The organism is Streptomyces sp. NPDC053426 (assembly GCF_055585405.1).
The window spans coordinates 264,346-278,392 of record NZ_JBVJKE010000006.1 but is presented as its reverse complement, the minus strand read 5'-3'; the positions used below and the strand labels follow the sequence as shown (position 1 = coordinate 278,392).

General features: G+C 67.8%; 12 protein-coding genes. 5 read left to right on the top strand and 7 right to left on the bottom strand.

Translation table 11 applies throughout. The annotated features are described in order from the left end of the window. Positions 1-15: 15 nt before the first annotated feature. Positions 16-150 carry a hypothetical protein gene (locus ACZ62B_RS15035; RefSeq protein WP_469690588.1) on the bottom strand — a complete coding sequence of 45 codons (135 nt, stop codon included), beginning with the start codon at positions 148-150 and terminating at the stop codon, positions 16-18. Positions 151-568: 418 nt separating this feature from the next. Between ACZ62B_RS15035 and ACZ62B_RS15030 the strand changes: the two genes are divergently transcribed. Genes ACZ62B_RS15030 through ACZ62B_RS15020 form a run of 3 tightly spaced genes read left to right on the top strand, consistent with a single transcriptional unit; the run spans position 569 to position 4,568 of the window. After that, complete coding sequence (locus tag ACZ62B_RS15030) at positions 569-2,716, top strand: helix-turn-helix domain-containing protein (protein ID WP_469690586.1); 2,148 nt, start codon at positions 569-571, stop codon at positions 2,714-2,716. Next, a complete protein-coding gene (locus ACZ62B_RS15025) occupies positions 2,713-3,708 on the top strand; it encodes a hypothetical protein (RefSeq protein ID WP_469690584.1) in 996 nt (331 codons plus the stop codon). Before ACZ62B_RS15030 ends, ACZ62B_RS15025 begins: the two co-directional genes overlap by 4 nt. After that, positions 3,705-4,568: a DUF6339 family protein gene (locus ACZ62B_RS15020; protein ID WP_469690582.1), complete on the top strand. Its 864-nt coding sequence runs from the start codon at positions 3,705-3,707 to the stop codon at positions 4,566-4,568. The genes ACZ62B_RS15025 and ACZ62B_RS15020 overlap by 4 nt, the downstream gene beginning before the upstream one ends. A 14-nt stretch (positions 4,569-4,582) precedes the next feature. Here the strand turns inward: ACZ62B_RS15020 and ACZ62B_RS15015 are convergent, their stop codons facing one another. The 5 genes from ACZ62B_RS15015 to ACZ62B_RS14995 are packed head-to-tail and all read right to left on the bottom strand — an operon-like array spanning position 4,583 to position 11,890. Then, on the bottom strand, positions 4,583-5,887 hold the full coding sequence (locus ACZ62B_RS15015) for a DNA cytosine methyltransferase (protein WP_469690579.1): 1,305 nt from the start codon (positions 5,885-5,887) through the stop codon (positions 4,583-4,585). A gap of 11 nt (positions 5,888-5,898) precedes the next feature. Then, entirely contained in the window at positions 5,899-6,894 is a 996-nt protein-coding gene (locus ACZ62B_RS15010) for a DNA cytosine methyltransferase (RefSeq protein ID WP_469690577.1), read from the bottom strand. Beyond that, positions 6,891-7,292 (bottom strand): very short patch repair endonuclease, encoded by a 402-nt coding sequence (locus ACZ62B_RS15005; RefSeq protein ID WP_469690705.1) that lies wholly within the window; start codon positions 7,290-7,292, stop codon positions 6,891-6,893. Before ACZ62B_RS15005 ends, ACZ62B_RS15010 begins: the two co-directional genes overlap by 4 nt. A gap of 54 nt (positions 7,293-7,346) precedes the next feature. Next, the gene (locus tag ACZ62B_RS15000; protein WP_469690575.1) at positions 7,347-10,292 is read right to left on the bottom strand and encodes a Z1 domain-containing protein; all 2,946 of its coding nucleotides are present in this window, start codon (positions 10,290-10,292) and stop codon (positions 7,347-7,349) included. Positions 10,293-10,336: 44 nt separating this feature from the next. Next, on the bottom strand, positions 10,337-11,890 hold the full coding sequence (locus ACZ62B_RS14995) for an ATP-binding protein (protein WP_468881517.1): 1,554 nt from the start codon (positions 11,888-11,890) through the stop codon (positions 10,337-10,339). A gap of 426 nt (positions 11,891-12,316) precedes the next feature. On the opposite strand from ACZ62B_RS14995, the gene ACZ62B_RS14990 reads away from it, so the two are divergent. Further along, positions 12,317-12,811, top strand: a complete 495-nt coding sequence (locus ACZ62B_RS14990; RefSeq protein WP_469690572.1) for a hypothetical protein — start codon at positions 12,317-12,319, stop codon at positions 12,809-12,811. A gap of 75 nt (positions 12,812-12,886) precedes the next feature. Here the strand turns inward: ACZ62B_RS14990 and ACZ62B_RS14985 are convergent, their stop codons facing one another. Then, on the bottom strand, positions 12,887-13,222 hold the full coding sequence (locus ACZ62B_RS14985) for an EthD domain-containing protein (protein ID WP_344563664.1): 336 nt from the start codon (positions 13,220-13,222) through the stop codon (positions 12,887-12,889). A gap of 140 nt (positions 13,223-13,362) precedes the next feature. Here ACZ62B_RS14985 and ACZ62B_RS14980 point away from each other — a divergent pair, with 140 nt between their 5' ends. After that, on the top strand, positions 13,363-13,848 hold the full coding sequence (locus ACZ62B_RS14980; RefSeq protein ID WP_344563662.1) for a MerR family transcriptional regulator: 486 nt from the start codon (positions 13,363-13,365) through the stop codon (positions 13,846-13,848). The last annotated feature ends 199 nt before the right edge of the window (positions 13,849-14,047 follow it).

The window sequence follows — 14,047 nt, the reverse complement described above, 5'->3', positions numbered from 1 at the left end:
AGGGCGCTCGAAACGTCAGGTGGCAGGGGGACTCTCGTCCGGCAGCTCCTGAACCGCCTTGGCCAGGCCGGGGAAGCCCGCGACGAAATCGTCTTCGGACAGGCCGTACCAGTTCAAAATGCCCGCTACTTCGGCCTTGCTGGCCGACATTCGAACTGGGAGAGCAGTAAGGGAAAACAGTCGTCCTCGTTCAATGAGTCCCCACCCCTGTCGATTCATTCAGCATTTTCCGGAAACGTTTCTCCGTACGGTGATTTACCGCGCACGGGCAGAATTCTCCCCCGGTCGCCCGATTCCCGGATTTTCGGTTCGCAAGCGAGTTGGCTATTCCAACAGTGGAAACGTACCGAGTTTCCGCGGTGTTGGCAACCCAACTCCCGCACCTGCAAGTGGAGTTCAAGGCTCCGCTTGCGCAGAGTGGGTAAATGGGTACATCTCCGAGCGAATCGGACCATTCGGGCGGAGGGGTAAAGCTGCCAGGCCTTCAAGCCCGGTTAACTATTGGTTGACATGATCGCGATCGTCAAATTAACCTCCCTCGTACGACCCGAGGAAGAGCAGGTGGCGCGTGGAGACAGGTGAGGAGTTCGGGCCGTGGCTGGCCCGGCAGCTCAAGCTCACGGGGAAGACGCAGGCCGAACTGGCCAAGGAGCTCGGGTTGACCCGAGCCGCCGTCTCCGCGTGGATCGCCGGGCGGTCGACCCCGCGCCCGACCGTCATGACGGAGATCGCCAACGCGCTGGGTACGGACGTCGGCACGCTGCACACCCGCACCACCGACACCCAAGCCGGCCTCCCGGTCACCTGGTACCACCGCCCCGGATACCCCGATGGCGGCCGTGACCTGGGCAATGCCGCAGCCTTCGCCTTCGACGCCGACGTCCAGGTCCTTGCGCGCGAGACATGTCAGAACAGTCTCGACGAGCGGTTGACGGAGAACGGCCGTCCCGTACGCGTCCGCTACACCCTGCACGAGCTGACCGGCGAACACCTGGAGGCCTTCCGCGACGCGATCCTCTGGAACGATCTCTTCCCGCACTACTCCGCAGTCTCGGAGCTCGCCGGTAACCAGAAAGTCGGTCGGGTCGTCGACGCCGGTGTGCGCGACATGTATGAGAAGGGTCGTCTGGTTCTTCTGCGGGTCGACGACTACAACGCTTCCGGGCTCATCGGCGACGACTACGCGGACGGCAAGTTCGCCGCCGTCGTCCGGCGGCAACTCGAGAGCCTGAAGTCCGGTCCTGCTGCCGGTGGTTCGTACGGCCTGGGCAAGGCCACGCTGTGGGCCACCAGTGCTCTCGGCCTCGTGCTCATCAACTCCACCTTGTCCGTGCCGCACGAGGGGCGTACCGAGCGACGGGTGATCGGCCGTCTCGAACTGCCTTGGCGGGAGGTCGACGGACGCACCTACGCGGGTCCCGCCTGGTTCGGGCGCCCCGACCCCGACACACCGGGCGCCGAGGTCGCTCGTTCCTGGTGGGCGGACGAGGAGACCGTGGCCCGCCTGCATCTGAACCGGGACAGCGACGAACCCGGTACGTCCTTCCTCATCGTGGGCGCGCACGATGTGGCCAGCCTCGAGGACCCGTCCGACTACGACGACATGCCTCGTGACGAGGAGGGGCCCGAGGACACACGCGACATCAAAAGGATGCACGGCCGCTTGGTCGAGGCGCTGGGCCGCGACTTCTGGGCGGCCATGATCGGTGGGGGTGGTCGACTTCCGCTGCTCGAGGTCTCCGTCCGCGCTCTGCGCAACGGCGAGGAGGTCGTGGCGGAGACGAAGGTGGACCCGTCCGTCGAACAGCCCTCCCGTACTCGTGCTCTGCGGGCTCATTACGAGGGCACCACGGTGGACCGGCTCACCGAGGCCGGGCAGGTGGCGATCCGAGACGTTCCGCTGAAGCTGCCGCTGGCCGGAGGCGCCCGCGGGACGCTCGGCACTCATCAGGCAGTCCTGCTGATCACCGAGGCTGCCGGCGACAAGGACACCCCCAAGAACCAGGTGCACTCGCTGCGCGGTAACCGCATGACGGTCAGGAAAGCTCCGGTTACGAACCTGCCGCTCGGCACCAACCCCTTCCAGGCCGTTCTCTTGGTCGGCGAGGCCGCCGGCGAGTCGGCCCCCTTCGCGAAGGAGGCCGAGGAGTTCCTGCGTGCGGCGGAACCGCCCGAGCACGACCGCTGGGGTCAGACGGAGGAGCTGACCCTGCGTTGGTCCCCTTCCGCATACCGGCGGATCCAGAATCTGACCACCGAGGTCAACAGCGCGGTCAGGGAACTCGTCGCCCGCCCGAAGCGTGGCAGAGGCGAAGGCGGCGAGGCGCTGCGCAAGGCGCTGACCGTCAAGAGCCGGCCCAAGGCCAAGGTGCCCTCCGGCCCGGTGGTGCCGGTGCTGGACGCTCTCGAGGCGACGATCGGTGATCAGGGGGAGTGGCTGATCACGGCCGAGGTGAAGATTCCACGCGGTGACGAGATTGCCCCGGTGGTGCCGGTCGCCCAGTTGGACGTCCGCTCCGGAGGACGTCCGCGCCTCGACTGGGCGGAACTCGTCGCCGTGGAAGGTTGTGAGGTGGAGAACGGGACCCTGCGCTTCCCGCCCGGCACCCGCCGCGCGAAGTTCCGAGGAGCCACCGACGTCTCCAGCCATCCGGTGAGGACCATGCTCACCCGCCTCGTCCTCGAACTGCGCGCCGGCAAGGGGCGTGACGCGTGAAGATCTACCCGTACAAGCGACTTAGCCGTCCGATCACGCTCAGGGTGACGTCGGTCTCCCTCAGGCTGTCCGATGGCACCCGTGACCCACTGGACACCAGCGCCTACTCGACTCAGGAGCAGGCCGTCGCCCTCGGTGTCGCGGGACACACGGATTGGGTGAGCGCCACGATCGGTCTCTCGGCCACGCTGCCGCCCGGCGCCGATGCTCCGGACGCGGCCTGGTCCGATCTGTGTGTCCTAGCCGTGTTGACCGACGGGGAGACCAACGTCCGCACCTCGACGGCCCTCACGCGGGACACGGAGAACGGCCGTGATTGGTCGGGCTCTCTGGAGATGCTGCGCGACGACCACCTGAGACGTGCCTCCGTCAGTGCGTACGCTGTCGGGACGGTCGACGGAGTGCGGGGACGGTCGATCACCGAAACCGACCGGAGTTGGGTGGTCGACACCGTCTCCGACGAGCCGGTCAGAGGGCTGCGGCTGGAGGTCCAGAAGGCGTCGTTCAGCAAGAGCTCCAGGGAATGGTTGCGCGCCTACGCCGACGCGCCATGGCTCGTGGACACCACGGCACGGGTCCCCACGGTGTTCGTCAACACCGACATCGACGGCATCGTCGGACTGTTGGACAGCAACGGCTCCGGTGTGGACAGCAAGGTGCGTGACCTCCTCGTCGCCCAGATGGCCACGGACGTGTGGACGGCGGTGTTCCATGGCGCCATTGGCGATCTGGAGGTGGAACCCGGCGGTGGCCCGGTCTTCCCGACCGACTGGCAGGGCGAGGTGCTGCGGGAGATGCTCCCGGACGTCGTCCCCGGCGTGCACGTCGAGGAGGCCTTGCGCCAAGTCCACCGCCGACGCACCGGTGACTCGGGCTGGGGCGAGCTGCAGACACGCATCCATTACGCGGCGGTTCGGCGTGCCGAGGCCGCCAAGGCGGTGGGCTACGTCATCCGCGGCCTGGAACGGACGAACAGGGAGAGCGAGACGTGATCACCCAGCCTCACCACGTGCCGGAGCGCCTGGCCCTGCTTTCCAACTCGGCTGCGGACACTTTCCTCACCGAGGGCCTGCTCAGAGGCGAAGAGGTCCACAGTGGCATCGACCTCGCCAAGGTCGTCGAGCCTCTCCCCGAGGACGACGCTCGATGGTGGGTCGAGCCGATCCGCAGCCTGGTGGACGACGCGATGTTCGCCTTCGACAAGGAACGCACCTCGGCCGATGCGTGGCTCGCGCCACGGCTCCACGCCACGCTGCGTCTGACGCGGCAGGAAGCGGCGGACAGAAGACTGTGGAATCACCTGGCGTTGGCTGTCGCCCCTGACTATGTCGTGTGGCGTCATCTGTCGGATCCGTCTCGACGCGTAGCTGCGGCGCGTTTCCAGGGTCCTGCGGACCGGCAGTGCTTCTCCCGCCTGTGGTGGGCGGCTGAACTCTTCCGGAACGGGCCGGACTACGGGCCGGTCGAGGTCGCCTGCGGCAATCAGGACCTCATCCACACCGTGCTTCGGAACGACTTGATCGACCACCGCCCTACAGCTCAGGCCTTGGTGCGTCTTCTGCAGAACGGAAAGGTCACCACCGGACGGGAGGTCAACGGCCTGAGCGCCGCTATCAACGCGGCCGGAGCAACCTTGATCTACGACATCCTCGCACCGGACGAGCCCAGGGACCCCGCCCATCTGCGGGACTGGATCGAGGAGGCGCAGACAGCCCCACCGGTCTCGCGCCACGTCCTCCCGGAGGGGCCCGACGAGGACCCCGCTCCGGAGAGGTCCGTGACAGCGCTCACCGACTACTTCACCGAGCTGTTCGAGACCGCCCCGGTCAGGGGCCGGAAGAGCGAGGACTGATACGTGGCGTCGAGCTACTCGGGGCGTGGGCAGCGGGCGGTGCAGTCGTCCGCCGCTCCGCAGCCGTGGCTCCGCAGCTTGGCCCGCTGCTCCTCCGTGGCCGGCACCCACGGCTCGCGCATCGCTTCCGGAGTCGGTGCGGGAAGACCGAGCGCGGTGCTCAGGAGGTGTGCCCCGAAGAGGGGTGGTACGGCGTTGCCCACCTGCTGAGCCTGTGCCGTACCGGACCACGGGTAGTCCGGCGGGAAGCTCTGCAGCATCCCCGCCTCGTTCATGCTGAACCGCGGCCCCTCGCAGACGACGTCGGTGTGGTCGTCGAGGTGCTCGAAGACCACGAAGCGGGAGATGCGGCCGGTGACGGTGGCGGCGGGCTGCTGGTCGGTCCGCACGCCGCGTCGTCCAGGATTTCCGGAGCTGCCGTAGTTCGACCGGACCAGGAAGGGCCTCTTGCGGCCCGGATGCGTGCCCACCTTTTCGGCGAGAACGTCACGCATCGACAGCCAGTGCTTCGGTTCGTCGTCCTTCCCGGGCCGGGGCGGGAGTTCCTGGGCGAAGACCTCGTCGAAGGTCGCCTGGGTCTGAGCCGGGATGCCGCTGTTCCTGCGATTCCACTCCCTGGCCTCGTAGGCGCGGTGGGTCGTCTTGGGCAGGGTGGGCTCACCGAGCCCTTCACGACGGGCGATCAGCACGGCTCGGGACCGGGTCTGCGGCACGCCGTAGGTCTCGGTGGCGAGGACTCCGAAGTCGACCTCGTACGTCGTCCCGTCGGGAAGGCCTGTGTCCCGCAGCGCCTTGGCGTAGTGCCGCCAGACCTCCACGACTGCGGGGACCTGCTCCAGGACGATGACGTCGTACGGCCGGTGCCCCCGGTTGGGGCTCCTGGTCGCCTGGATCGCGTACCGGAGAGGCTCGAGGACCAACGCGGTGCGCGGATCACTGAGCTCCTTCAGCTTCTCGTCGATCTCCTTGTCGGGATCACCCGCCATGAGCCGCTTGATGAAGTCCTTGACTTCCTCCAGCGCCTTGCGCCCCGCCCCGTGCCCGGCCACCGAGTACGTCTGGCACGGCGGCCCGCCGGCGAGCACGTTGATCTCCGGCGGGAGCGACTCGAAGGACTCCCTGCGGATCGCGCTCACGTCGGCGTGGAGGGTGTCCAGGCCGGCTGCGTAACGCGTCAGGCACGCGCTCCTGTCCCACTCGATCCCGAGACTCGGGATACCCAGCTTGTGTCCCGCGACGTCCAGCCCGCCGGGCCCTGCGAAGAGGTCCAGGACAAAGGGCTTGTCGAGGATGGACTGGTGGGGCGGCGTGCTGGTCATGTGGCGGAAGTCTAGCCGGCAGCGGGGGCCACCGGCTCCCCGTGCAGCGCTTCGGCGACGGCCCGTCCCAGAGCCTGGCCGACGGGCGGCGGTGTCGCATGCCCGATCTGGCGATACCGGGCGGTCTTCAAGCCCGTGACCTCCCACGATCCGGGGAACCCTTGAAGGAGCGCTGCCTGCTCGACTGTGATTTTCACCATGTTGTCCCTGCCGAGCCGGGGGTCCCACACGAAGTCGGGGCCGGGAACCTCGTTGCCCACCGTGTGGGCGTTGACGCCCATGGTCGCCCACTTCCGCTTGGCTCCGGTCGGCCCGAGGTCGGCGCCACCTCGGTTCTTCGAACCGCCCACCAGGGTGGGAGCCGGCTGATCGGCCTGGGCGGCCCACCGGGCGGCGTCCTGCCACCCGCGTGACGCCATGGACTCGCCCAGGGCGTCACCGACCGTCCTCGGCACAGGCACGGTGGGGGCAGGAGGACGGAACGCCGCGGCTCTGGGCCCTTCCACAGCCAAGAGGACGCCCTGCTTGCGCGTCTGCGGTACACCGAAGTCGACGGCGTTGACGACGAACCAGTTGAACTCGTAGCCGAGGTGGGAGAGTTCCGCACGGGCGAAATCACGGAACCGCCGGTACTCGTCGGAGTGGGCGAGCCCGGGGACGTTCTCGATGAGTACGGCCCGAGGCCTGATCGCATGAACCAGGTAGACCGTGGCCTCCAGCAGCCGCTCCTCCACATGCGAGTCCGCTCGCCTGACGGTGGCACTCGACTTCACCCGCGGCAGACCCGCGGACAACAGGTCCACGTCGTAGCTTTCGGGATGCTCGCCCGGGTCGAAGTCCAGCAGGTCGGCCTGGAGCACGTTCCAGTGCGGGCGGTTGGCTTCAAGGGTCCGGCAGGCGTCGGTGTCCTCGTCCAGCAACAGACGAGGCTCGAAGCCGCTCCGCTCCAGTCCCAGGGCCAGGCCACCCGCTCCCGAGCACACATCCACGAAGGTCAGTGGACTCACTTGTTCCTCCCCCCGGACAGTTCCGCGCGGCGCTGCTGCACAGCCGCCTCCACCCGCACGGCCACTTCCTCGGCAGCCTCATGTTCCCAGAACCGCAGCACTGTCCAACCTTCCGCGATCAGGTGCTCCGTCGTCTCCCGGTCGCGGGCCATGTTCCGGTCCAGCTTGCTCCGCCACCACTCCGCGTTGGCCTTCGGTCGCGTGGCGTGCTGGGGGCAGCCGTGCCAGAAGCAGCCGTCGATGAGGACGGCGACCTTGGCCCGAGGGAAGGCCACGTCGAGCCGTCGCCGGGGCATGCCCGGCACGGGGTACTCCACCCGGTAGCGCAGCCCGGCCGCGTGCAGCAACCGCCGTACGGCCAGCTCGACCCCAGTGTCTTTGCTCGCCTGCCTGCTCATGCGGGCCGATACGCCGGGAGAGGAAGGCGTCATGCTGTTCACTGTCATCAGGCCTCACGCACGTACGTCGTCACGGTCGATGATCGCAGCTTCCGCCCTGGTCGAGTCGATCGCACGGAACCGCACCAAGGCACGGTCACCCCGCGCCGTCGACGGCGGGGCGACGAAGGCGAAGGCCATGACCAGGTCGCGCGGATCCACCGAACCGTCGGACAGGACCCGGGGCTCGGATTCCACCACGGGATAGAGCACCAGCGCACCCCGACGCGGGCGGACGTGTTCCTCGACAGCGGTGTTTCCGGTCAGGCGCGAGGCCCCTGCCAGGCGCGTCACCGCGGCGACGTGCTTCGGGTCACGGATCGCGCCGAACAGCGGGCCGCGGCGGCGCTTACGGCGGGCGAGGGAGAAGGGGCCGTGTCCCAGAATGCGGGCCTCGTTCCGGCGGGCGGACGTCTGTGTCGGAGCGATCACGACCCAGTCGTCGATCGTGCCGGATTCCCGCCCGGCGTCCAGCAGGAACTCCAGGTGGGGTGAGAACTGCCCCGGGACGGACCAGCGCAGGTCGCACAGCACCGTGAGCAGGTCCTGGTGCGACACCGTGCCCACCCGTGCGTCGTACTGCGGACCGCCGTCCACACCGAGCGAGACGGGAGCGTGCGACAGAGCCCCGAGGACCGGTGCCCAACACTCCGTGTTGTGACGCAGGGCGTCGGGGTCCTCGGGGTAGGCCGTGGGCTCCTCCCAGACACCCGGCGATCGCACCTCCACCAGCTGCGCGTTGAACATCTTGTTCCGAGCCGACGGCCTCACCCACGGCAGATGCTGGGCCACCAGTGGCGGTATCTGGGCGGGGGTGACCTGGGGGCGGCCGTTGACCAAGGGGGCATAGCGGGCCAGTTCGGCGCGGAAGAGTTCCTCGTCGCGGCAGATCGCCTCGAAGGCCTCGTACAGGTCGACCGTCTTGGCGTTGCGGCCGCGGCCGAGAGTCTCCTCCCGGCCGATGTAGAGGCGGACGAGGTCGCGGTAACCGGGCCGGAAACCGAACCATCGGCCCATCTGCATCAGGGTGTCGGCCTGCTGCGTCGTACGGCGGTAGTACGTGATCGTCAGGCCCTCGACCGTGAAGCCGCGGGACAGCTTCGTGCCACCGACCAGGATCTTCCAGACGTTCGGGGTGCGGTCGAAGTCCAGGTCGGGCTGGGAGTAGTCGCGTTCGCTGTCGCCGTTGACGACGATGACCGGTGTGCCGCCCTTGTCGATGAGGCGGCGGGCCTCGGAGACGTACGGCTTCAGATCGGCGTACGTCGTGGGGGTGGGCAAGGAGCCGGCCGCGTGGGCCTGGAAGTCCTTCTCGAAGAGGGACGCCAGGCGTGTGTGACCCTCCCCCCTGTACGCGGCGTTGTGCCACATGGTGTTGATGCGCAGGGCGAGCGCGGTGTGCTCGGCCATGCGGACCGACTCGTGCACGAGCATCGTGTGGTGCCGGAACGGACCCTCGGGGATCCCGTGATCGGCGCGGTAGAGCTTCAGAGCACCTGTGAGGACGAAGGCGTCCAGAGCTTCCTGGAGGCGGTCCCCCGTGGAGTCGTAGATGCCTCGGACGTGCTTCCTCTCGGCCTCGCCCTCGCTTTCACCGTCGTCGACGCCGTCCAGGTCGTGGAAGTCCTGGACGCCCATGTAGCCGGTGGGGCGAGGGAGGGAGATCAGGAAGTCCTGCGGGAAGATGTCCTCCTCGTCGCCCGGATCGATGAAGACGTTGGCGAAGGGGGTCGCGGTGTAGCCCACGTACTGGGCCCGCGGCAGCAGACCCAGGAGCTTCGAGATCAAGCCGTTGATAGCCGTACGCTCGGTGCTTCCCTGCTCCCACTTCTTCGGGTCCGAGGTGTTCACGGAAGCCTGGTCGGACTCGTCGTCGATGATGAGGGTCGGCAGCTCTCCCAGGATCCCGTGGATCTGCTTGAGGTCCTTGACGAGCTTCGTGAGGACGGCCTTGTTCTTCTTCACCACGAGGATCCGCGCCGCGGCGTGGTGGAGGTTCGCCGGATCGTGCAACGGGCGGGTGGGGACGCGCTTCTCGAACTCCAGCGCCCGGATGCCCTGGGCCAGGCTCTTGTAGTCGTTGTCGCGTGTCGTGAGGCGTTCGATGTCGAACGCGCCGAGCGTGGAGGGACGGCCGCCGTGCCGGACGAACTCCGGCCAGTCCTCGTCGTCGCCCACGTAGTCCACACCGACCAGGGAGTCGATGTCCGTGACGTCGGCGCCCCGCAGGATGTTCTCCTGGCCGATCAGTTCCATGTCCAGACGTCGCTGGGTCTGGGCGCGCAGCAGGTTGAGGGTGCCTCCCAGCACGATGACGAGACGGTATCCGGCGTCGATGGCCTTGGCGGCCACCCCCGTGAAGTTCGCCGTCTTGCCGGACTGGACGTAGCCGACGACCAGGCCCTTCGCCTGGCGGGCTGCCGGCTGTTCCGGGTCGGTGAGACGTTCGACCACTGCCCGGCTCGCCTGGTCGAGGCCGGAGACGGCGGCCTCGGACCACCCCTTGTCACGAAGCTTCTGCTCGTACGCCGTCCAGTAGAAGGGCCGGGCGGCCGCACGCTCAGCGGTGTACCACGGGGTGAAGTCCCGGGTGATCACCGTTGCGCCGGGCACCTTTGCCACGGGTACGGCCTCGTCCAGGGCTTTGCGCAGCTCGGTCCCGAACCGGAGCCGCTCGTACACCACGGCGCGCCGTTCGTCGGTGCGGGCTTGAGAGCCTGCTCCCCACTGCGGTTCCTCCGCGAAATCCCAGGTGGTCAGGTGGCGGCTCCAGAGAGCGGCCAGCGCGTCGTCACCACCGACGAGGAGGGAGCGGAACAGCTCCTCGCTCAGATCCGCGTCCGGGTGGAAGTCGTCTGCGGCGAGCGCCGCCCAGCGTTCGAAGTGACGCGGCATGCTGCCCATCCCCGCCAGCGCGGAGGTGTGGATGTCGAGCAGTGCGCTGGAGGGGGTGTCGGTCATCTCTTGATCCTCAGTCGGGGGCCGGAGCGAGAGCGGTACGGGGGTCAGTCGGCCGTCTGTGTACGGCGCTCGCGGTGCACCCCTGCCGATGCCAGGAGGATGGTGTTCCAGTAGTCCACCCGGTCCTGGCGGCTGCGCTCCCAGCGTCCGAGGCCGAAGCAGTCCTCCAGCAGCAGGTACAGCAGGGCCTTCGTGACCGGCGCGTCGTTGCTCCCGCCGCGCCTTCCGTCGTTGAAGTCGTTGCGGAAGGCCTTGTTGAGGAGGACGACGTTGTTCTCGCGGTCCAGGTCGAAGAACTTGTCCTGGGGCAGCGTGGCCCAGGTGAAGGCGATCGGCTCCTCGCCCGGCTTCTCGGGCAACTCCTCCTTGACGACCCGCTTGATCTTCGGGTCCATGCCCTTCCCCGGAGGCGTGACCGGCTTGCGCACGATCTCCGTGCGCTTCGCGCCCTCCCGGTACGTGGCCTCGGCGTCACCGAGGTACTGGTGAAAGGTGTGTCCGGACGCGTCCACGGCCTGCTCGACGCCGAGCGTGAAGGCGGGCGTGACGGTGACGCTCTCCTTCTTGACGTCGAGGCTCAGGACGCTGTTGCCATGAGCCGGAAGGTCCACGGCCACACGGGCCAGGGCCAGGTGTCCCTCGGGGTTGCGGAGGCCGTTCCAGCCGCCGGCCTGGACGAGGCGGTCGTTGCGGTAGAAGTAGAAGCCCTGTCGGTCGGCCAGGGAGCCGATCTGCCGGAACCCGGCCTGCTTCGATTTGGCGGGCCAGATGTGTGCGGTCAGCCGGACGTCTCCGAGGCCCTCCACGGGGGCCGTGAACGTCCGGGGGTAGCGTGCCTTCCCGGGCACCTTGTAGCCGAAGGGGTCCAGCGCCTCGACAGCGATGTGGTCCACTTCCTCGCCGAGCCGGCCTTCGCCGCTGCTCACGTCCCACACGGCGATGTCGAGCTTGAGGCCGTTCTGAAGGAACCGGTGCAGGTAGAGACCGAGGTGCGTCTCCAGCCGGGCGATCGCCTTCGACAGGTAGTGGTCGCTCTGCCCGGCCGTCACGGTCTCGAAGGCCCGTACCTGGTCCCATCGCACGATCGTGCCGTGCCACTCGATGACGCCGTCGTACCGGTCCACGAGTTCCTGTGCGTAGCGGTGATCGACCGTGTCACAGCGGAAGCCGTCCTCGATGCCCTCCGCCGTGAGACGGCGTCCTGCGGCACGGCTGCGCTTGGTGCGGCTGACCACGGTCAGCGAGGAGGCGTGGGACAGGGAGGCGGCCTTCAGGCCCGTGCCGTACATGCCGAGGGCGCTCTCGCCGTAGTCGCGGCGCCGCCCCACCGTCATCGCGGCGTTCAGGCCGTCATCGTCCATGCCCTTGCCGTTGTCGATGACCAGCAGGGTGAGGATGCGCTTGGCGTCCCGCAGGAAGTGCACGACGATCTTGTCGGCGCCGGCGTCGATCGAGTTGTCGACCAGGTCGGCGATGGCGACCTCGAAGCCGTACCCCTGGTTCGTCAGAGCCTTGGCGTAGCCGGCATCCGGCGGCAGGTGGGTGCTGCCGGTCGTGGGGACCTCGTACTGCCAGACAGTGCCGGGCTCGTAAGGCATGTGCTTCCTCGTATACACAGGTCCGGGCCTTGCCAGCGCGTGACGGCCCTCCGGTTCGGTCAGTTCGTGTGACCGTACTGCAAAGGTCGGACATAGGGACGGTTGGGTTGTGAACTGGGGGGATTGGTCCCGAATCTGCCGCCGAGCTGCTGTCCTGGCTTACGTCGCGAGCAGGTACTTCACGAATGCGTGAACGCTTGCCGGGAAGGTGTTCGCGCTTACGGAACCCTCTCTCGGCTTCCGGTCCTTCGCGTCCCCAGCCCTTGCCCGGGGACTGCCCCGAGAGGTCGACCCGGCCGTTGAGCAGAGTCGGTGTCGGCCTCGGGCAGCCGTTTCATGTGAGTCCGTGGTCGGCCGCCGACGTATGCGATAGACACACCTCTTGTGGATCAAGGATTAGCAGCACTGCTCGGAGCGACAGTCGGCGTGGCAGGCACCGTCCTCGCCTCGGCGATCACGGGGTGGTCGGCACGGCAGCAGGTGCAGGCCCAGGCGAGGGCCGAGCACGCGCACTGGCGTAGGCAGGTGCGTCGGGACGCCTACAGTGGCTTCCTCGCTCCCGCGAGCGAGGCCCAGCACGCGCTGAAGATGGCCGGCCTTGCGTTCATGGGCGAAGAGGACGTGGAGGAGGTCGATCGCAGACTGCAGCATGCGCAAGGTCAACTGGCATTGGCGCAGGCCGCTTGGGCCAACCTCGCTGTCGAAGGACCGGAGACAGTGGAACAGGCCTCGCGGAACGTCTACACCACGCTCAAGTCGATGCAGACGACGCTCCTCGCCATGCGTGACTCCCCGGACAACGGCCCGAACGGGGACGTGCTTCTCGTGGAACGCCATGCCGTCGAGGTGGCCCGGCTCTCGGAACGGATGGGCGAGTTCACCGTGGCGGCGCGGTCGGCCCTGGACGACATCGGAGATTGAGTTCCCGGATCGGCCGGGCCGCCGCGTCGACGGACCGCCGCACCGCCTGCGGTACGGAGCGGGCAGTCCGAGGGGCTAGATCACGGCTCTTTCCTCGGTGACCATGACCGCCACCGAATTCATGTCGATGAACTTGCTCTCGTCCGGGTTCACCAGTTCCTTGTAGTTCTCGGACGCGAAGAAGGCGTCGTGATCCGCCCAGCTTTCGAACCAGATCTCGGTGAGGCCGTCGTAGGCGGGGTCCGGGTAGCCTTCGGCGGGGACCGGGTGGGAGACGGTGTACTTCTTCACGTACCGCCGAGCTTCCGGAATGGAGGTGAACAACGGGGCGTGGCGGTCCCGGTGGTGCTCGACGAATTCCTCGAAGGTCATCCCGTCGATGCGGTTTATCATGAAGGCGAACTTGATCACGGGCTTCTCCTTTTCGTGTTCACGGACGCGAGGGAGGCGGCCGGACGCGCCGGCGGTGGGGCGTGAGCCGTGGGGTCAACCTAGGCGCTCACATCGATGTCAGGGGCAAGTCGCTGTGACCCGGAGCACACGGGGGTGGGATGCGGATCGGTGAACTGTCCGCCCGGACGGGAGCGAGCCGTCGATCGCTGCGCTACTACGAGCAGCAGGGTCTACTGGTCAGTGCGAGGTCCCCCAGCGGCCAGCGGTGCTACGACGACGATCACGTCCGGCGGGTGGCGCTGATCCAGACGTTCCTGGCCGCCGGGATGTCCAGCAGGACCATCGCCCAGTTGGTCCCCTGCATGGCGCGGCCCGACGCGGACAGGGCCCGGCAGGCCTTGGCCGTCATGGATCGGGAGCGGATTCGTCTTTCGTCCGCGATCGACGGCCTGGCCGCCGCCAGAGAAGCGCTTGATCGCCTGATCGGCGTCAATCGGGACTTCCTGGCGGACGCGGCGGGTGATTCGGCCCCGGGGCAGCCGGGGCAGCCGGAGCAGTCGGAGCAGCCGGGTCGACAACCTGGTTCTCCTCCGGTGAGATGCTCCGGGCTGCGCGGTTCGCGTTCAAAGGCTTTCCCCGGCTGACGTCTTCCGTCGGCGCCGCCGCCTTCCCGACGGTGATATGGGTGATATCTACCGTAAGCTCTCTTTGATTCCTTCGTGCCACCCAACGCACCGAAATGCAATCGTCGGTTGATCCCCAACACCGTGGCGGGGGATACTGCCTGGCGGATGCGCGTTCCCGGTCGAGTGGCACTCGCTTCAATATCCTCCCGTGCGGCTC